Below are 16,792 nucleotides of genomic sequence, written 5' to 3'. Positions count from 1 at the left end.
TGGTTATTCATGTTTTTTTCTATTTTCTAAAACTATCTTCTGGCATTTTTTGCAATATACCTTGTTATCGTAAACCTGCTTGTAATTCCAGCAGTATTCGGCAACTACGTCCGTAACCCCTTCCTTGCAGGCCCAACAGTAATAATGGGACTTTTTTGCGAGAGCTTCTTGCTGTTTTTTTGCTGCGACCTTACTTTGCGGAAGTGTAATGCCGAACTTCTTTGCATAATCCACCTGGATGGGGCGGTGAAGCGAGGCGAGTTTTTGTGCTGTTTCTTTAATGGTCTCACTGCTGGATAGCTTTGCGGCAGCGCTCAACACACCGAGAGGTTGCTTGGTATCAATTTCTTTATCGATGGTGGTCCGCAATGTGTCCACCTTGAGCACCAGACCAGAATCAAAGATATTCTTCTTGGGTTTGATAATCCGTGAGCTTGCAGACATGACGACGTAATTGATAAAACTCGGACGGATGGCAATTCCCAGCCTGGTAGGCATGATTTCATTAGCCTTGAGACAATCCTCCAGCACCTTGATATGCCTTCTGTTCTGCTCAATGGGCGACGGAATGCCGTGATAGGCCTTGTTGTAATAGACCAGGAATTCCCCATCATCACCGATCTTCACGCCGTGGGAGAAATTCTTTGATTCCAAGACATAAAACTCGAAGAAACGGTTGATAAGAAGATGATCGATCTGGGCAACACGGCCTTCACTCTCCAAACGGAGATCATGGAGAACCGCCCAGTTTTGTGAGCTTCCAAAGTCAAAATTAATGAAGTAGGCAGCATCTTGCTCCCCCTTGAGGCCTTTGCGCATAGAAGCGAGCTCTTTTTCCACCATGGCCTGTTTGTCTTTGGGTACCCCTTGTTGGAGTATGGCCTCTAGCAGTTGTATATCCGACCCTTTCGAGTCCTTTTCTTTGATGATCATAATTCCCCCGCAAAATCTTACACAGCAAAGCAACACTGAGATTGCCTAACTAAATAATTTCACAAGAAAAAGTCAACTGATAAAAACTACGGAAACTTTACGGATGTTGCGGGTTTTAGGGCAGGACTTTCTCCTCGCTTTGGACGCAGATTTCGCCGAAAAAATAATCCTTTAAATCCCTGCTCTTCCTTGTTGCAAAAGAGAAGCCGGGCCGTTACGGTAATTATATCCCTAGCGGTTATTCATCTACGCAGGGAACAGGCTCATGGCCGGGGGGCTTGAGCGTGACCCTTGCCCCCCTGGCCAAGGTATCGGCAATAGAGCACAAGGGAGTTCAGGATGAAGTCCCCCATCCAAAAATCACGGTTTCTCCACGGGCACGGCGCCCCATGGCGCTACCTCGCCTACGCCCTTATCATCGGACTGCTCGCCAACCTGAGCGCCCTGATCAACCTCTTCCTCCACCCGGAAATCCCCTATCTGGACGGCTGCAACGGCATTGTCGGCGGCATCCTCGCACTGCTGGCCGCCATCCTCTGCATCATGCTGGAGAGCAACATCCGCAAGCGGGACCCCTTTTCCGCCGCCGCGGCCCGGCTCGGCGCCTACCCCTGGATCCTAGTGGTGCTCTGGACCGTGCTCATCGGCGCCTCCTTGGCCTGGTCCATCTACAGCAAACGGCAGGAGATCATGACCGAGGAATATGGGGAATATGGGGGTCAAATCTTTATCCTTGACACAACATCCCCCCTTCTCTACCATCATGAAAAAAAGAGAAGGTCAAAGGACAAGCAGCTGCAAGCCATATACGCAAAAGCCGAAGCGCTGCCGTCAAGAATAAAGATTTGACCCCAACCCTACAATTTTGACCCCAACCCTATGATTTACCCCCCACCCTACGCACAAGAGTCAAGCAAAAACTTGACCCCTCTTTGCTTGGAGGGCGAACCATTTGAAATCGGGTTTATCTACAGGCTCGTTATGGGTAACAAAAAATACTTGCCAAACTTCAAATTTTCACACATTATAATTTATAAATAATTGTGTAAAGTGAGGTGTAACATGGCTACCAATTTAGCGATTGACGACAGTCTTATCGAACAAGCCCAGCTAGTGGGAAAACACAAAACTAAAAAGGCAGTGGTAACTGAAGCACTGGAGGAGTACATCCAACGTAGAAAACAAAAAAACATCCTCGACCTCTTTAACAAGATCGAGTACGAAAAAGATTATGATTATAAAAAGCAGCGGAAAGAAAAATGAAAATAATAGTCGATACTTGTATCTGGTCGTTTGCTCTCCGCCGAAATGAATCAAAATCAAGCAATCTTGTTGATGAATTATCTGAATTAATATCAGAAGTAAGGGTTCAACTTATTGGGCCAATACGCCAAGAATTGCTTTCCGGCATCAAATCAAAAACTCAATTCAATAAACTTAAAAAGCATCTTTCAGCATTTCCTGATCTTCCCCTGCTATCCAACGATTTCGAGCTTGCCGCTGATTTTTTCAACTTGGCAAGAAGCAAAGGTATTCAAGGTTCAAACACTGATTTTATAATTTGTTCTTTGGCATACAGCCATAAAATGTCAATTTTCACATCCGACAAAGATTTTGAGTCATATGCAACTGTATTGCCAATCAAATTATATGAGCCCAGATTAAAAGCCGAAAAATAAAAATGTACAGTTACGGGGACATCCATGACAAGTAAAGTCAAGGGGAAAACGGAGATTTCCCGCAACCCTCGCGGAGTACTCCGGCGGCTTTATCTACCTCACAAACCCTTCAATCTTTCCGACCTTTTTTCTCTGTTCTTGTGGTCCGCCGGTCAGGCGACCAGACATCCATTTGCCGTCTTTGGGGAGATTCCCCATCACGGAAGATTGAGTTTGGGCCAACCCGTCAGCCTCGAAACAGTATAAGGGCGTGCAGCTTCGCAGCTCACGCAGTCCCCGGAATAGCAAGGCCTGGCGGGAAGATCGTCTTGATTAAGGGTTGGATGTTTTGGCTTTGCCGCTAAACGACTTTGGCCAGTTTTTCCTCAAAGGGCCTGCCGCGTCGGTCCTGCCGATTCCCGCTGGGCGCTGCATAACCCGCAATAGCTGACCGCATCCCGTGAGCTGCTGAAGCGGGCCGGGTCACCGATCTCCAAGACCCAGGTCAGGGCCGTGATCTCGCCGACTCCGGCAATGCTCATCAGCCGTTTGACCCGCTCACTGATCAAAGGCTGTTCCCGCAGGGTGTTGATCAATTTTTTCTGGATTGCCGTGAATAACTCCAGGTAGCCTCGACTCAAGAGCAACAACTCTTTTACCGAATCCGGGACATCCTCGACTCGTTCCAGGAGGTTGTTGAAATATCTCCGCCCGTGCAAACTCCGCTTGTTGTAAGTGCCCCCTACCTCCATCAGCAGACCGGACATCTTGTTCTTCATCTGCGTGGCGGTGCGAACCACCAGGTTTCGATAACGCAGGATACGGCGTAATTCCCGCAACTCCGTGGACATCATGGTGCATTCCGGCAGCAGATTCACCCGCAGCAGGTCGGCCAGTTTCTCCGCGTCGGCCTGGTCGTTTTTCTTTTTGGCGGCGGTAATCGCTTTGAGCATCTCCGCGTGGGCAACCTTCAGCTCCACCGCGTGGGGTTTGAGAAAATCGTAAATCCAGCCGGTGAAAATCGTCGCCTCAAGGGCGCCCAACCATGGACCAGGTAATTCAGTGAGCCATTGCCCAAGAGCATTGCGTTCAGCGGCGACAACTCCTTGCCGCACCTTCGTGCCGTTGGCTGTCTTGATGCAGTAAGCGATGGTTTTCTTGTGGACGTCCAGGCCGATGTAGTAAATACTTTCCATAGGGAGCCTCCTTGTGGGTCTGACTCGGGGCGATTTATTCGACCCCGCTCGCTCATTATATGAGCTGTCCGCCACCTGGAGGCTCCCTTTTCAATTACTTATGCATTCAAACAGGATATTTAATTGACATGCTTTCACTGGAACTCTTGTCCCCGGAACTCATCGGAACTCGATTACTGTCAATACAGAAGTAAAAGTGTACCAGTTTCGGCAAAGTAAAAGTGTACCACCTGTGAGGGAAAGAGGTCTGCGAAGACGCCAGCGGAGTTTGTCGCCCAAAGCGTTCATCGAAGCGGTCTCTCCCAGCCGCTGCAAATGGTTCGGTTACATGGGTTGATTTTCTGCCAGTGTTTCACCTTGTTCTTTGATAGTTGATTTTGTGATCGAGTGGCCCCGCAGCCGGTAGCTGTGGCCCTTGATGTTGACCACTCGGCAGTGGTGAAGGAGCCGGTCGAGGATTGCGGTGGCTATCACCGGATCTCCGAAAAATTCCTGCCAGTCGCCGAAGCTCTTGTTGGAGGTTATTATGGTGGAGCTTCTCTCGTAGCGGTGCGAGATGAATTGGAAGAAGAGGTAGGCTTCCTGGGGATTGACCGAGAGGTAGCCGACCTCATCCACCACAACCAGGCTGGAGCTGAGATACGCTTTATGCTTGGACTGTCCGCTTTCCTTGAGTTTTCTGATCAGGGTTTCCATGGTTGTGAAGTAGACCTTGAAACCATGATGGCAGGCCTTGATGGCAAGGGCCGTTGCCAGGTGGGTCTTGCCGACCCCGGGCGGGCCGAGAAAGACGACGTTTTCGTGCTTGGTAATGAAATCAAGCTCGAAAAGCTCCATGACCGCCTTCTTGTCCAGGTTGGGATGGAAGGAGAAGTCGTACTCATCGATGGTCTTGGCGCTGGGGAGGCCGGCGGTTTTCATGGCGGTCTGCACTCGCCGGGTGTCCTTGGCCGCCACCTCCTCTTCCAGCAGGTGATCAAGAAAGGCCAGATACGAGCTCTTGTTCCCCTCGGCATCTTGGACGATGGCGTCAAGCACCTCTGCGGCCCGGCTCAGCTTGAGGCGTTGCAGGTTGTCCTGGAGACGTTCACTGGTCAGTTGTTCCATGCGACACCCCCCTGTGCAAACAGGTCATACTCGGCCAGGGGGCGCTGCTCGACTTGCGGATAGAGGCTGCCGGAGGTGAGTCCCCTGGTGGCCTTGCCCTTGCCTTTGCCATATTTGCGGGTGAGCTGTTGCTGATCGCGGCGGAGTTGGTCGTAGAACAGGCGGTTGCCGACAAACTCGTGCTTTCCGCCTGCCTCCTGGTAGCTGACCAGGAAGTCGTGATCGTGGAAGATGGCGATGACGCCGTGCTTGATCTTGAGCAGCACTCTTTTGCCCACCACCCGGTGAGGGACAAGATAGCGGTTGGTGTTGTAGGAGATCTGACAGTCCTTGTAGACCTTGCGATACACCTTGATGGAGGTGTCGTAGTCGGTGGGCGGCAGTTTCCCGAGCAAGGAGCTTTCCTGCTGCCAGCGATCGCAAACCGGCCGATGATGGGTGCCATGGACTCGACGGTTGGCGGTTTCGTCAAGCCAACGGCGCATGTCCCGATTGAGGGCCTGGAGGGTGGTGAAGGTGTAGCCCCGCCAGAAACGCTCCCGGATATAGTCCATGGGGCGTTCCACCTTGCCCTTTACCCATGGGCTATAGGGAGGGCAGGCCTTGGCTGCGAAGCCGTAGTGATGGGCGAAATGGAGGAATTCCTTGTTGAAATTCGCCTTCCCCTCACTGCGGTCGACCACCACGTTCTTCATGTTGTCGTACAGGATCTCCGCCGGCACCCCGCCAAGGTAACGGAAGGCGTTGATGTGGCAGTCCATGAAGGCTTCCATGGTGCAGCGCTCGACGTACTCCACATACATGGCGCGGGAAAAGCCGAGGAGCATGGAAAAGGCATGGACCGTGGTGGTGGTGCCGTCTGGTTCGACAATCTGATAGTCGCCGAAATCAACCTGGGCCTGCAGGCCAGGCTCGGTCTCGAATCTGATATAGGCCAGACGGGTTTGTTGCTCCTTGAGAGGGCGAACGAAATCCCGCACGGTTTCGTAGCTGCCGACATAGCCCATTTTCCTGAGTCGGTCAAAGATCCAGGTTGCTTGGTAGTCGTCCTGCTCGACATAGTCCTTGATGATCTGGCGGAAGGGGTCAAGAACAGAAGGCCGGCGCTTTTTCGTGTGGTATTGGGGCAATGTGGTTGCCGCGATATGATTTTTGACAGTCTGCCGGTGAATGCCGAGCTTCTTGGCAATGGCCCGGATACTCAGGCCGTCACGTCGCAATGAGTGAATGTCCATAAAAACCTCCAACGTAATCATGGGAATCACCTCCTTGCGAAGAAGGTAATCTCCCTTGGGTTAGGTTGCAGGTGGTACACTTTTCATTGCCATTTTTGGTACATTTTTACATTGCCAGTGACAATTACTGGCTTGCATTGCAGCATGACAGGAAAGGCTTTGCCCAGACAGAGCAGGAAAAGCTGATTCTGATTTTCCAGACCCCACCAATGATGACCATCCCACAAAAAAAGAGGCGCGGAAACCTCTCCGCACCTCCCGCTGGAACATCTTCCCCCGTAACGTTTACAGGGTGTGCTTCCCGGCCGCCTCCTCAGCGGTCACGGCCATGGTCTTTGCCGTCCTTCTTCCGGTTTCCGCGATCATCATCCCTGCCCTCGCCACGATGGCCATCCCGGCGGTCACGGTGCCTTTCCTGATAACGGGGCACATACTCGCGTTCGTACCAGTCGTCATGGACAAAGAAGACCCGCTCCCCGCAGGCGTCGTATTCGCGACAGTGCTTTTTCCAATTTTTGGCGTGCCCAGGCGGCACACGCAGATAAATCGGGGCGCGTTCCACCCGGACCCGCTCAACGATTATCGGCTCACGATAGATCACTCGCGGCTGGGGGTAGCCGCCGATGTCGAGGCGACCATAGAAGCCGGGTTGGCCAATGCTGATCGAAACGCCAACGTCGGCAGCCTGTACAGGTGTTGTGACAATGGCCGCGGCCAGCGCCACTGCAAGCAGAAAACCTTTCATGTCGAGCCTCCTGTTGTTAGGGTTTCAATGATTATAGCAGCATCGAACCCGTTTTAACATCCTCCCTTGGCGCACACCGATCCCCCACCCCGCTCGCCCGGAGGCCGAGGCGGACACCCGGCCGGCAGAGGCCGGCGACTATTTCCGGTCTGGCAGGGAAAGCGCCTGTTCCGGGCAGTTCTCCACGCAGTTGCCGCAACGCATGCAATCAGCGCTTTTGACATATCCGCTCTTTTTACAGGCGCCGGGATAGGTTTCGACGGGACAGACCTGCCGGCAGATCCCGCATTCCCTGCATCCGGCATCAACCCGCAACCGGTAGGTGCGCGGGGAAAGAATCCCCTGGAAGGTGGCCATGGGACAAAAGGCGCACCAGGATCTGGGCTTCCAGAGCAGGCCGACGAAGATGGCGATGGAGCAGGCAATGGTCCACATCATGACAAAGGTGGCGCCGATCCTGGCCGGATCGCCGCCGCTCAGAACCAGGCGGGAGAGGAGCAGGCCCATCATGAGAACGAAAACCAGCCAGCGGAACCAGGCCTGCTTGAAAAGGGGCAGCATCTCCCGATTGCGGCTCACCAGGGAGAGGACGCGCTCATGGAAGGCGCCCATGGCGCAGAACCAGCCGCAGTAGTAGCGGCCGCGAAACAGGGCCAGGGTCAGCATGAAGAGCATCATGACAATGGCAATATAGCCAAAAAACGGCCAAAAAAAGCCGCCGATGACCACCAGCGGCACCAGCGGAACCATTGCCAGTTGAAAATATCTGCGGTTGGGCTTTTCCTTCATTTGACGCTCCATTTCCTTGTTGTGCCGGCAAGCGCGGAAAGCAAGGAATCTCGGAATATCCTAAAAAGGCGATCCATCCACCATATTCCCTGACCGCTGGCACGTGGCGGGCAGGGTCTTCCGCGGCCAAAGCCGCCTTGGGGTAACGATAGAAACCTGCCATATCGGAAGGATACGGGATGGTGGATCCCCTGGCCGCCGCTTCCCGGCAAGCAAGGCGCGGAAAACGACGATCAACGGAAACCATAACAGGTTTCCGCGAAAAGAAGAGGAGCAAATTTTTTTGACATTTCAGGGCAATGGAAGGGAGGGCCGGAGGCAGCGGTCCCTACATGAAATCAAGACTTACGTCGGGGAGGGAGCCGATCTTTTCCCATTTGCGGAGAATGGTGCGGTCCTTGCCTTGGGAAATCATGAGCTGGAGGTCGTTTAAGGTGATGCCGTAGACCAGATAGCGGCTGCCGTCGGGGTAGGAAAGGATGAGCATGGTGCCGCCGGTGGCCAGGCCGGATCTGCGGGGGGATTTCCCGTAGTACTCAACGGTGGTGGCCTGGGTCAGGTTCAGCAACCCCTTCTTTTCGTCATATACGTAAATAACCATTGGAAACGACCTCCCGCTGCCGCCTTGGCCAATCCTTTTTCCGCAAGAACACCGGAAACCGTTTTTGCATCTATAACGCACTCTTGCAGGAAAAGGATATCTTTTTTAGGCGCCGTTTTTCTTTTCCGAAAAAAAGATCACCTCGTCGTTATCAGGCAAAATAAAGCCGGCCTTGTCCGGCAACCTGCCCTGCGCCGCTTCCTCAAGGCGCAAGACCATCTCGGTGAGCTTCCGGTTCTGGGAAACCCGCGGCCCCATGTTGACGGCAAGATTTTCCCGGGCATAATCCGCCGCGCTCTTCCCGGTTTTCTCGACCAGGGACGGGTCCGCGCCCCGGTCGAGCAGGGCCGAAACCACCGCGCTCCGGCCGTCTCTGGCAGCCACCATCAGGGGGGTCATCCCCTGCCGGCCGGCCCGCAAATCGGGATCGGCCTTATAGTCGAGGAGCAGGGAGACGATCCTGGCATCTTCCTTGTGGGCCGCCAGCCAGAGCGGGGTCCGGCCCGCGGCGTCCCTGGCGTTGGCATCGGCGCCCGCGCTGAGCAAACGGGAGACAATGGCCGGATTGCCCTGGGTCATCATGGCGCAGTGCAGGGCGGTGGTGCCGTCGAAGGTGGCGAAATTGACGGCCTCCCTGCTCGCCCTGGCCAGAATATGCTCCACCCCTTCCTCAAAACCCTGGGTCACCGCCTGCATGAGCAGGGTCTTGCCGGTTTCATCGACGATGAGAAAATCGTCGCGGTGCCGGAAACGCTGCAGGATCCCGAGCTTTTCCCCGACCTGTTCATCCTCCAGGTGCTCCACGGTCCTGCGCACCCTGGCGAAGATAAAGGTGATGATGCCGATGAGGGCCACAAGGAGGATGAGTGATGAATAACCGTCTTGCATTTCCGATTCCATCCTTTTGAATGCCGCAACATCAATAGACTGACAGGTAAGCGCCAAAAATTCAAGTGGCCATGGCAAATTTCGCCGGGACCAGAGCGGAAATGTCCGGGAAAACCATCACTTCAGCCGGTATTTGCTGGAATAGCCCCGGGGGGTCACCAGATAGTCGCCCCACTGGAAGGTGTTGGAATTGCCGATGATCACCGAGGATTGCATGGAGATCTCTTCATCGAGAAACCTGCCCAGGGTGGAGATGGCGACCCGTTCGGTCTCCCGGGTGGCGGCGGTGACGATACCCACCGGGGTGTCGAGGCTCCGGTGGCTGGCGATGATCTCCCGGGCCCGGGCGATCTGATCGGTGCGGCGCTTTGACTTCGGGTTGTAGATGACGATGACGAAGTCGGCGGCCGCAGCGGCGGCAAGGCGCTTTTCAATGACCTCCCAGGGGGTGAGCAGGTCGGAGAGGCTGATGGCCGCGAAATCGTGCATGAGCGGCGCGCCCAGCCGGGCCGCGCAGGCGTTTAAGGCGGCAATGCCGGGAATGACCTCGATGGGTATGGCTGTCCCCTGCTCCCTGGCCATTTCAAAGGCCAGACCCGCCATGGCGTAGATGCCGGGATCGCCGCCGGAAACCAGGGCCACTTTTTTGCCTCCTGCCGCCAGCGCCAGGGACTTCCGGCAGCGGTCCACCTCCTTCATCATCTCGGAGGAAAGCACCTCCTTGCCCGTGAGCAGCTCCGGGATCAGGTCAAGATAGGTCCGATAGCCGACAACGGTGTCGGCCCCGGCTATGGCATCGCGGGCCGCCGGGGTGAGGTGTTTCAGCCCGCCCGGTCCCGTGCCGACAACGAAAAGTTTGCCCTGGCCAGCGCCAGTGTTACATTCTGCCATTTTCTTTTCCCTACCAGTAAATCATTATTCTCTGCGCTCAACAATGCCGCCGGCTCGGCGACGCCGATGGCGCCGACGGCGGAATAAACCGCCTCCGAACGGGTTACACTGCCGACGCCGTTCAACTGCTCCTTGCTGAAAAATTCGATCCGCCAGTCGTTCTCCACGGCAAAGGCCAGCAGCCCCGCCTCGTCGGCCTTGAGGTCGATGGAGGCCAGGTTGCGGATGCAGAGGGGAGAGAAATCCTCCTCGGCCAGCAACTCGGCCAGCGCCTCGGCAAACTCTTTTGCCTCGGTGCCCCGGTTGCAGCCCACCCCCAGCACCAGATCGCGGGGGTGCAGGAGCAGGGCGTCCGTGGGCCAGCTATTTTTGCCCGAGACAATGATATCGGCCTCGCCAGGATCTAAAACCTGACTGAACCCCTGGGGCAACGAATCCACCGCCACCTCGGAAAAGATCCGCACCTCGCCGCTGTTGACCAGCCTGGCGCTGGCCCGGGTCAAGGCCTTTCGGTCCCCGCAGGCCAGGTTCTGAGCTTTGGCCCAGAGATCAAGGGCCGGCAGGCCCAAGGTGTCCGAGGCGGTGGTGATCACGGCCGTGCCGCCGGTCAAGCCGGCAACCTCTTGGGCCAAAGCGTTGCCGCCGCCCAGATGGCCGGAAACAAGGCTCACCACATGCCTGCCCTCGTCGTCAAGCACCAGGACGCAGGGGTCGCGGTACTTGTCTTTCAAAAGCGGGGCGATCCCGCGCACCACGATGCCTGCGGCCATGACGCAGACAAAACCGTCAAACGCCTGCCAGTGGCGGGCAAGGGTTGCGGAAATCCCAGAGCATGTATCCAGCACCTTGGCATCAGCCAGCTTTTCCGCCAACTTGGCTGCCAGCCCTTTGCCGCCTGAGGTGATGGCCAGAAGAGCGATGCGCATGGGATAACTTCCTTACACCTTGGCCTGACGGCAGCCATGGCTGAAGCTTGCGTCGTAGAGCCTTGAAAGCGGCGGCGCTCCCTGCTCGGCCAGCACCTTGCCCACGGCGATGATCGCGGTTTTCCGGATGCCGGCCGCCTCCACCTTTTCGGCAATGGTGGCAAGGGTCGCGCGGATGATCCGCTCATCGGGCCAGCTCGCCTTTTCCACCACCGCCACCGGCGTATCCTCGGAATAGCCGCCGGCAAGCAGATCGCCGACCACCTCCCGGATCATGCCGACACTGAGGAGGATGAGCATGGTGGCCTGGTGACCGGCCAGGGAAGCAAGATTTTCCCTGGCCGGCACCGGGGTGCGGCCTGCCCTTCTGGTGATGATCACGGTCTGGGATATCTCCGGCAGGGTCAACTCGGCGGCAAGGGCGGCGGCGGCGGCCATGGTCGAACTCACCCCCGGCACCACCCGGTAGGGGATGCCCTCTTCCTCAAGACGGACCATCTGCTCGCGGATCGCCCCGTAAATGGCCGGGTCGCCGGTATGCAGGCGCACCACCTTCCGGCCCGCCCGCCAGGCCGGGATCATGAGGGCCAGGACCTCGTCCAGGGAAAGGCCGGCCGAATCGTGGAGTTCCGCGCCAAGCCCGGCAAGAAGGGCCGCCGGCACCAGGCTGCCGGTATAGACGATCAGCTCGGCTTCCTTGAGCAGACGTTGGCCCTTGACCGTGATCAATTCCGGATCTCCCGGGCCCGCGCCGATGAAATGGATGCTATTTTCCGCTCTCTGTGCCTTCATGACTTCCTGACGATGATCGTGGAGAAATAATGCTGTTTCTCAAGAAGCGCCCCGCGCAGATCCCGGCTGACCCTCTGGCTGCTCTGGCTGGAACGCTCCACCAGCACCGCCTTATCGAGGAGGTTCAGCTCGTCGAGCAGCGGCACCAGACGGTCCATGACCCGATGCACCTTCATGAGCACCACGGTGTCGAACTGGGCCAGCACCTCCCTGAGCCTGCCGTTTTCAAAGGTGGCCGGGATGACCACCAGGCGGTCGTCCCCCAGACACAAGGGCTGCCGGGCCGCCGCCGCCGAGGCGCCCAGGGAGGAGACGCCGGGGATGATCTCCACTTTAAGCTCGGGTGCCATCTCAAGGAGCGTCTCGCAGACATAAAAACCGGTGCTGTAGATGGCCGGATCGCCCAGGGTGGGGAAGGCCACGTCCCGGCCCTGGCGCAACCGCGCGACCACGATGGCCGCAGCAGAAAGCCAGGCCTTTTTCACCTCGGGCAGGGGCTCCTCGCCCATGCGGATCTTCTTCATGGGAAAGTGATGGGTCAGGATCTCCTTGCCGTTGCGGGACACCTCCCCTTCCACGATGGATAAGGCGGTGCTCGCCCCCTCCTCCCTGGCCATGGGCGCAAGCCAGACCGGGCAACGCGCCAGGATGCGCATGGCCTTTAAGGTAATCAGTTCAGGGTCGCCGGGACCCACGCCCACCACATAAAATGTACCGCTCATTTCTTCCCCACGACAATGGCAATGGGATTGAACTCCTGAGCCTCAGCTTGCGGATAAGCAAAGCGCGAAACCCGCACCTCGCTGATCGTGACAGTCAAACCGTTCTCCGCTAAAAGCCTGGGAGCCAATTCCCTGGTTTTTTCAGTTACCCCGTTGATGACGATCCTACCATGCGGTCTCAGCCTGGGCACGGCCTCGGCCACGATTTCGCTGAGCCTGCCGCCGCTGCCGCCGACAAAAACCCGATCCGGATCAGGCAGTCCCTTTACCACGTCCGGCGCCTCACCCGCAACCGGGAGAATGGAAAAGGCCTGGCAATCGACGATATTCTTCTTCACATTGGCGAGTTCCCCGGCCTCGCGCTCCACCGCGTAGATGGCAAGAGCGGGACAGAGCCGCGCCGCCTCGATGGAGAGCGAGCCACTGCCGGCGCCCAGATCCCAGAATACCCCTTCGGCAGGGAGCCGCAGCCGGTGCAGGGTGACGGCCCGCACCTCATCCTTGGTGATCAACCCCCGGCTGTGGGCGATCTCCGCCTCGGTGAGGCCCAGGGGGCTTTTTTCCGTCTCCGCCCTTGCCGGCCGCACGATGAGCAGAACATTGAGCGGCGCAAAGCGCCTGGCCGCTATCTCGGCCAGGCTGCCGGAAGTGAGCCGCTCATCGGCCTGGCCCAGGTTTTCCGCCACATGGATCCTGGTTTCCGCCAGCACCTGCGCGGCGCCGACCTCGTTGAGATACTCGTAAAGAGCAGCGGCGATGCGATCCGGCGAATTTTGCCGATCGGTGAACACCCCCACCTTGGGGTGAATGAGCAGCCTTGCCGCCGACCCCGGGCAATCCCGGCCGTGCAGGCTGACAAAATCCGCGTCGTCCCAGGGGATGCGAAACCGGGCGCAGGCCAGCTGCATGGCGGTCAGGGCCGGATAGACCATAAGGCACTCCGGACCGAACTCCTGGCTGAGCCTGCGGCCGATCCCGAAGAAAAACGGATCGCCGCTGGCCAATACTCCCACCGGCCCCTCCTGAATCCTTTGTTCGATCTCGGCCAGGGCTGCCGGCAGGGGGGAAATGGGCACCACCTCCATAACCAGCTCGGCCGCCAGGACGCGAAACCGTTCCGAGGCAACGATGCAACGGCATTCGGTCAGGGCCTGGCGCTGTTTGCTGGTGAATCCTCCCGGCCCCACGCCGACCACGATGAGCTTAGACATCTTCCTCCACCCTGGCCTTGCTGTTCACCAGATAGACCGAAACCGGCACTCCGGCCCTCTCCTGGGCATAGGCCCTGGCAGCCAGGCAGACCTTGCGGATCACCTCGCGCAGGCCAAGATCCAGAAGGCGACAGTGGATCTCCCGGGCCGTATTGGCGCCCCCGAGAGAGGCGAGAATCTGCTGCTCGACGCCGAGAGAACGCAACAGGGCCAGGGCCTCATCCACCTCCAGGGCCCCGTGCCGGACATGGGTCTGGGGAATTTTCAGGGCCGCCTTCATGATCTTGGCCCACATCCCGGCCAGGTGGATGCGGCGAAACCCGCGCCGGGCCGCGGCCAGTAGCGAGAATTCCAGATAGTCGCCCATCATGACGAAGGCCTCCTCGGGCAAATGCAGCAGTTCCTGCGCGCCCTTTTCCGAGGTGCGGCCCGTGGCAAGCACCACCTCGCTTAAGCCCGCCGCCCGCGCCACCTCAAGGGAGGCCTCGATGGTGGCGGTCCAGGCCTCGGCGGAAACCGGCCGGACAATGCCGGTGGTGCCCAGGATCGAAAGGCCGCCGACAATGCCGAGGCGGCGGTTCAGGGTCTTTTCGGCCAGCTCCCTGCCCCTGGGCACGGAAATGGTCACCTGCACCCTGCCGCTTTCGGCGGCAGCAAGCGCCTCTCCCACCGCGGAAGCGATCATCCGCCTGGGCACCGGATTGATGGCCGGTTCGCCGACCGCCACCGCGAGTCCGGGCTTGCTTACCCGCCCCACCCCGTCGCCGCCGCAGATGGCGAGACGCCCATCCTCCGTCCCTACGCAAAAAGCGGGAAATGGCTCATCGTCGCCGAGGAAACGCGCACTGGCGACGATCTCGGCGCCATTGGTCACGTCCGGGTCATCGCCGGCATCCTTGATTATCGAGGCGGCCCAGAGCCTTTGCCCCTGTTCATCCACCGCCTCCCGCGCGGCGTGGAGCGAAAAGCCATGCCGGCTCCCGTCCGGAAAGGGAATCTCCACCGTTTCCGGTTTCCCGCCCAGCAGACAGAGCACCGCGGCTTTAGCCGCCGCCGCCGCGCAGGCGCCGGTGGTGTATCCGCTTCGCAGCCGCCTGGCCATCCGTTATGCCCCGGCCAGCCGCAGCAGGGCGTTGACGATGGCCGCGGCCACCGGACTGCCGCCCTTGCGGCCCAGACTGGTGATGAAGGGATAATCCTGGCCGGCCAGCAGCTCCTTGGACTCGGCGGCATTGACAAAGCCCACCGGCACGCCGACGATCAGATCGGGCCGCAGCGAGGGATTTTCAGCCGCCAGGGCCATGACCTTCAAGAGGGCGGTGGGCGCGTTGCCGATGGCGACGATGCCGACATTTTCGCCCAGAGCCTGCTCCATGGCCACCTCGGAGCGGGTCTGCCCCCTCTCCCTGGCAAGCCTCGCCACCTCGGGGTCCGAAACTCCGCAGAGCACGCGCCCGCCCCATTTGGCAAGGAGCGCGCCGCTCACCCCAACCGCGCCCATGTTCACATCCACCAGCACATTGCGGCCAGCCCGGATCGCGGCAAGACCCGCCTCGATGGCCCGGGGATGAAAGCGCAGGTTCTCGGCAAAGGCGAAATCGCCGCTGGCGTGGATCACCCGCTGGACCACGGCGAAGGTCCAGGGGTCCATTTTCGTGGGGCCGAGTTCCTCCTTGATGATCCTGAAGCTCTCCGCCTCGATCTCCAGGGGATGTATCTCCTTAATGCTGCCCGTCATGGCTCATCCTTTTGCGCAAAGATTGACAAAGGCCCGGGCCGCCTCGGGCGCGGAGCCGAAATGAAGATGGATATAGCTGCCCAGGGTGTTGCCCAGCCGATATCCTTCCGTAAACTCGACGCCTGAACCGGTGGCCGCGTAGAGACGTTCAATCCCTTTCGGCATGGCCCCAATGGCCGAGTAATGGAACTCATGGCCGCGCAGCACGGTGCCGGCCGGGCCGAAATGGCCGTCCTTGCGGAGGCGCACCTCCCGATACCCCAGGCTTGCCCGCCGCGCCTGCATGGCCGCCTTCGCCGGAAAAACCCCGGCCATGGGAAAACTCTTCCCGTTAAGATCGACTATCTCCTCACAGAGATACATGAAGCCGCCGCACTCGGCATGGATCGGCCTGCCGGAGGCGGCAAAAGCACGGATCGACTCCCGCATGGATCTGTTGTCCGAAAGCTCCTCACAAAAAAGCTCGGGATAGCCGCCGCCAAGATAGAGGCCGTCAAGCCCCTCGGGCAGGGCGCGGTCGGCGCCGGGGCTGAAAAAAACCAATTCGGCCCCGGCGGACTCCAGAAGCTCCAGATTCTCCTCGTAGTAAAAGCAAAAGGCCGCGTCCCGGGCCACGCCGATCCGCGCCCGAACCTGCCGCCGCGCCTCTTCCTTAACCGCGCCCCCGCCCGCCGGGCCGGCAAGGGCAACAAGGCGGTCGAGATCGATGTTTTCGGCAACCGTTTGGGCCAGCCGCGCCAGCGCCTCGGCGCCGAGCGGCGCCTCCGCCCCCATCCGCAGGCCGAGATGCCGGGAGGGAATCTCAAAATCAAGGGAACGGGGCAGAAAGCCCAGAAGCTCCGCCCGGCAATGGTCGGCAATGGCCTGACGCAGCAGGGAAAAATGCCGCTCGCTTGCCACCCGGTTCAGGATCACCCCCCCAACGGCAACAGCCGGGTCCAGGCTCTCGAAACCCTTCACCACCGCGGCCGCGCTCTCGGCCATGGAGCGCACGTCCAGGACCAGGACCACCGGAACCTGGAGCGCCTTGGCCAGCCTGGCGCTCGACGAGTCGCCGCCGTCGAACATGCCCATGACCCCTTCGATCAGGGAGATCTCCACTCCGGAAGAGTGGCGGGCAAAGGTCTGACGACTGAACTCCTCGCCCATCATCCAGAGGTCGAGGTTCCGGGAGAGGACGCCGGTCGCCAGCCGGTGCAGGGTGGGATCGATGAAGTCCGGCCCGCACTTGAAGGGCTGCACCTTAAGCCCCTTATTCCTAAGGGCGGCGAGCAGGCCCAGGGTGAGGGTGGTTTTCCCCGAACCGCTCTGGGTTCCGGCCAGGAGAAAGGCCTTGCCCCCTGTCGTTGTCGCCATGGCT

19 protein-coding genes are annotated in these 16,792 nt (G+C 58.7%); 3 read left to right on the top strand and 16 right to left on the bottom strand.

The window, feature by feature from the left end; all coding sequences use genetic code 11:
• Nucleotides 1–3 precede the first annotated feature (3 nt).
• Complete coding sequence (locus ACUUL3_RS04085) at nucleotides 4–933, bottom strand: nuclease-related domain-containing protein (protein WP_448554829.1); 930 nt, start codon at nucleotides 931–933, stop codon at nucleotides 4–6.
• Between the two features lie 339 nt (nucleotides 934–1,272).
• Between ACUUL3_RS04085 and ACUUL3_RS04080 the strand changes: the two genes are divergently transcribed.
• The 3 genes from ACUUL3_RS04080 (at nucleotide 1,273) to vapC (ending at nucleotide 2,612) form a co-directional block, all read left to right on the top strand.
• Nucleotides 1,273–1,782, top strand: coding sequence for a hypothetical protein (locus ACUUL3_RS04080; RefSeq protein WP_448554827.1), 510 nt, complete (start codon nucleotides 1,273–1,275; stop codon nucleotides 1,780–1,782).
• A gap of 213 nt (nucleotides 1,783–1,995) precedes the next feature.
• Nucleotides 1,996–2,196 (top strand): type II toxin-antitoxin system VapB family antitoxin, encoded by a 201-nt coding sequence (locus ACUUL3_RS04075; protein WP_448554825.1) that lies wholly within the window; start codon nucleotides 1,996–1,998, stop codon nucleotides 2,194–2,196.
• Nucleotides 2,193–2,612, top strand: coding sequence for a type II toxin-antitoxin system VapC family toxin (gene vapC / locus ACUUL3_RS04070; RefSeq protein WP_448554823.1), 420 nt, complete (start codon nucleotides 2,193–2,195; stop codon nucleotides 2,610–2,612). The genes ACUUL3_RS04075 and vapC overlap by 4 nt, the downstream gene beginning before the upstream one ends.
• 365 nt (nucleotides 2,613–2,977) lie before the next feature.
• On the opposite strand, the gene ACUUL3_RS04065 is transcribed toward vapC, so the two are convergent.
• The 15 genes from ACUUL3_RS04065 to ACUUL3_RS03995 all read right to left on the bottom strand — a co-directional run bounded on the left by ACUUL3_RS04065 (nucleotide 2,978) and on the right by ACUUL3_RS03995 (nucleotide 16,788).
• Nucleotides 2,978–3,787 (bottom strand): IS110 family transposase, encoded by an 810-nt coding sequence (locus tag ACUUL3_RS04065; protein ID WP_448554821.1) that lies wholly within the window; start codon nucleotides 3,785–3,787, stop codon nucleotides 2,978–2,980.
• A 324-nt stretch (nucleotides 3,788–4,111) separates the two neighbouring features.
• Nucleotides 4,112–4,894 (bottom strand): IS21-like element helper ATPase IstB, encoded by a 783-nt coding sequence (gene istB, locus ACUUL3_RS04060; RefSeq protein WP_448551597.1) that lies wholly within the window; start codon nucleotides 4,892–4,894, stop codon nucleotides 4,112–4,114.
• Nucleotides 4,882–6,129 (bottom strand): IS21 family transposase, encoded by a 1,248-nt coding sequence (istA, locus tag ACUUL3_RS04055; protein WP_448556428.1) that lies wholly within the window; start codon nucleotides 6,127–6,129, stop codon nucleotides 4,882–4,884. Before istA ends, istB begins: the two co-directional genes overlap by 13 nt.
• 313 nt (nucleotides 6,130–6,442) lie before the next feature.
• A complete protein-coding gene (locus ACUUL3_RS04050; RefSeq protein ID WP_448554819.1) occupies nucleotides 6,443–6,874 on the bottom strand; it encodes a hypothetical protein in 432 nt (143 codons plus the stop codon).
• A 138-nt stretch (nucleotides 6,875–7,012) separates the two neighbouring features.
• Entirely contained in the window at nucleotides 7,013–7,663 is a 651-nt protein-coding gene (locus ACUUL3_RS04045) for a 4Fe-4S binding protein (protein ID WP_448554817.1), read from the bottom strand.
• A 328-nt stretch (nucleotides 7,664–7,991) separates the two neighbouring features.
• Nucleotides 7,992–8,264, bottom strand: coding sequence for a hypothetical protein (locus ACUUL3_RS04040; RefSeq protein WP_448554815.1), 273 nt, complete (start codon nucleotides 8,262–8,264; stop codon nucleotides 7,992–7,994).
• Nucleotides 8,265–8,369: 105 nt separating this feature from the next.
• Complete coding sequence (locus tag ACUUL3_RS04035; RefSeq protein WP_448554814.1) at nucleotides 8,370–9,152, bottom strand: ankyrin repeat domain-containing protein; 783 nt, start codon at nucleotides 9,150–9,152, stop codon at nucleotides 8,370–8,372.
• A gap of 117 nt (nucleotides 9,153–9,269) precedes the next feature.
• Nucleotides 9,270–10,043 (bottom strand): precorrin-3B C(17)-methyltransferase, encoded by a 774-nt coding sequence (cobJ, locus tag ACUUL3_RS04030; protein WP_448554812.1) that lies wholly within the window; start codon nucleotides 10,041–10,043, stop codon nucleotides 9,270–9,272.
• Nucleotides 9,974–10,969, bottom strand: coding sequence for a cobalt-precorrin 5A hydrolase (locus tag ACUUL3_RS04025; protein WP_448554811.1), 996 nt, complete (start codon nucleotides 10,967–10,969; stop codon nucleotides 9,974–9,976). Before ACUUL3_RS04025 ends, cobJ begins: the two co-directional genes overlap by 70 nt.
• Before the next feature lie 12 nt (nucleotides 10,970–10,981).
• Nucleotides 10,982–11,761 (bottom strand): precorrin-4 C(11)-methyltransferase, encoded by a 780-nt coding sequence (cobM, locus tag ACUUL3_RS04020; RefSeq protein WP_448554809.1) that lies wholly within the window; start codon nucleotides 11,759–11,761, stop codon nucleotides 10,982–10,984.
• A complete protein-coding gene (cobI, locus tag ACUUL3_RS04015; protein ID WP_448554807.1) occupies nucleotides 11,758–12,483 on the bottom strand; it encodes a precorrin-2 C(20)-methyltransferase in 726 nt (241 codons plus the stop codon). The genes cobM and cobI overlap by 4 nt, the downstream gene beginning before the upstream one ends.
• Entirely contained in the window at nucleotides 12,480–13,694 is a 1,215-nt protein-coding gene (cbiE, locus tag ACUUL3_RS04010; RefSeq protein ID WP_448554805.1) for a precorrin-6y C5,15-methyltransferase (decarboxylating) subunit CbiE, read from the bottom strand. Before cbiE ends, cobI begins: the two co-directional genes overlap by 4 nt.
• A complete protein-coding gene (gene cbiD, locus ACUUL3_RS04005; RefSeq protein ID WP_448554804.1) occupies nucleotides 13,687–14,796 on the bottom strand; it encodes a cobalt-precorrin-5B (C(1))-methyltransferase CbiD in 1,110 nt (369 codons plus the stop codon). The genes cbiE and cbiD overlap by 8 nt, the downstream gene beginning before the upstream one ends.
• A gap of 3 nt (nucleotides 14,797–14,799) precedes the next feature.
• Nucleotides 14,800–15,432 (bottom strand): precorrin-8X methylmutase, encoded by a 633-nt coding sequence (locus tag ACUUL3_RS04000; protein WP_448554802.1) that lies wholly within the window; start codon nucleotides 15,430–15,432, stop codon nucleotides 14,800–14,802.
• A gap of 3 nt (nucleotides 15,433–15,435) precedes the next feature.
• Nucleotides 15,436–16,788, bottom strand: a complete 1,353-nt coding sequence (locus tag ACUUL3_RS03995; protein ID WP_448554801.1) for a cobyrinate a,c-diamide synthase — start codon at nucleotides 16,786–16,788, stop codon at nucleotides 15,436–15,438.
• Nucleotides 16,789–16,792: the final 4 nt, after the last annotated feature.

The sequence above is a fragment of the Thiovibrio sp. JS02 genome, assembly GCF_053485635.1.
This window is presented reverse-complemented; position numbering and strand designations above follow the sequence as displayed.

Bases quoted from the DNA above. Each gene is read 5' to 3' on its own strand.
- cbiD (WP_448554804.1), bottom strand. From the start codon at position 14,796: ATGGCCAGGCGGCTGCGAAGCGGATACACCACCGGCGCCTGCGCGGCG.
- ACUUL3_RS04000 (WP_448554802.1), bottom strand. From the start codon at position 15,432: ATGACGGGCAGCATTAAGGAGATACATCCCCTGGAGATCGAGGCGGAG.
- cobJ (WP_448554812.1), bottom strand. From the start codon at position 10,043: ATGGCAGAATGTAACACTGGCGCTGGCCAGGGCAAACTTTTCGTTGTC.
- ACUUL3_RS04050 (WP_448554819.1), bottom strand. From the start codon at position 6,874: ATGAAAGGTTTTCTGCTTGCAGTGGCGCTGGCCGCGGCCATTGTCACA.
- cbiE (WP_448554805.1), bottom strand. From the start codon at position 13,694: ATGTCTAAGCTCATCGTGGTCGGCGTGGGGCCGGGAGGATTCACCAGC.
- cobI (WP_448554807.1), bottom strand. From the start codon at position 12,483: ATGAGCGGTACATTTTATGTGGTGGGCGTGGGTCCCGGCGACCCTGAA.
- ACUUL3_RS04080 (WP_448554827.1), top strand. From the start codon at position 1,273: ATGAAGTCCCCCATCCAAAAATCACGGTTTCTCCACGGGCACGGCGCC.
- istA (WP_448556428.1), bottom strand. From the start codon at position 6,129: ATGGACATTCACTCATTGCGACGTGACGGCCTGAGTATCCGGGCCATT.
- ACUUL3_RS03995 (WP_448554801.1), bottom strand. From the start codon at position 16,788: ATGGCGACAACGACAGGGGGCAAGGCCTTTCTCCTGGCCGGAACCCAG.
- cobM (WP_448554809.1), bottom strand. From the start codon at position 11,761: ATGAAGGCACAGAGAGCGGAAAATAGCATCCATTTCATCGGCGCGGGC.
- ACUUL3_RS04045 (WP_448554817.1), bottom strand. From the start codon at position 7,663: ATGAAGGAAAAGCCCAACCGCAGATATTTTCAACTGGCAATGGTTCCG.
- ACUUL3_RS04025 (WP_448554811.1), bottom strand. From the start codon at position 10,969: ATGCGCATCGCTCTTCTGGCCATCACCTCAGGCGGCAAAGGGCTGGCA.
- istB (WP_448551597.1), bottom strand. From the start codon at position 4,894: ATGGAACAACTGACCAGTGAACGTCTCCAGGACAACCTGCAACGCCTC.
- vapC (WP_448554823.1), top strand. From the start codon at position 2,193: ATGAAAATAATAGTCGATACTTGTATCTGGTCGTTTGCTCTCCGCCGA.
- ACUUL3_RS04065 (WP_448554821.1), bottom strand. From the start codon at position 3,787: ATGGAAAGTATTTACTACATCGGCCTGGACGTCCACAAGAAAACCATC.
- ACUUL3_RS04035 (WP_448554814.1), bottom strand. From the start codon at position 9,152: ATGCAAGACGGTTATTCATCACTCATCCTCCTTGTGGCCCTCATCGGC.
- ACUUL3_RS04085 (WP_448554829.1), bottom strand. From the start codon at position 933: ATGATCATCAAAGAAAAGGACTCGAAAGGGTCGGATATACAACTGCTA.
- ACUUL3_RS04040 (WP_448554815.1), bottom strand. From the start codon at position 8,264: ATGGTTATTTACGTATATGACGAAAAGAAGGGGTTGCTGAACCTGACC.
- ACUUL3_RS04075 (WP_448554825.1), top strand. From the start codon at position 1,996: ATGGCTACCAATTTAGCGATTGACGACAGTCTTATCGAACAAGCCCAG.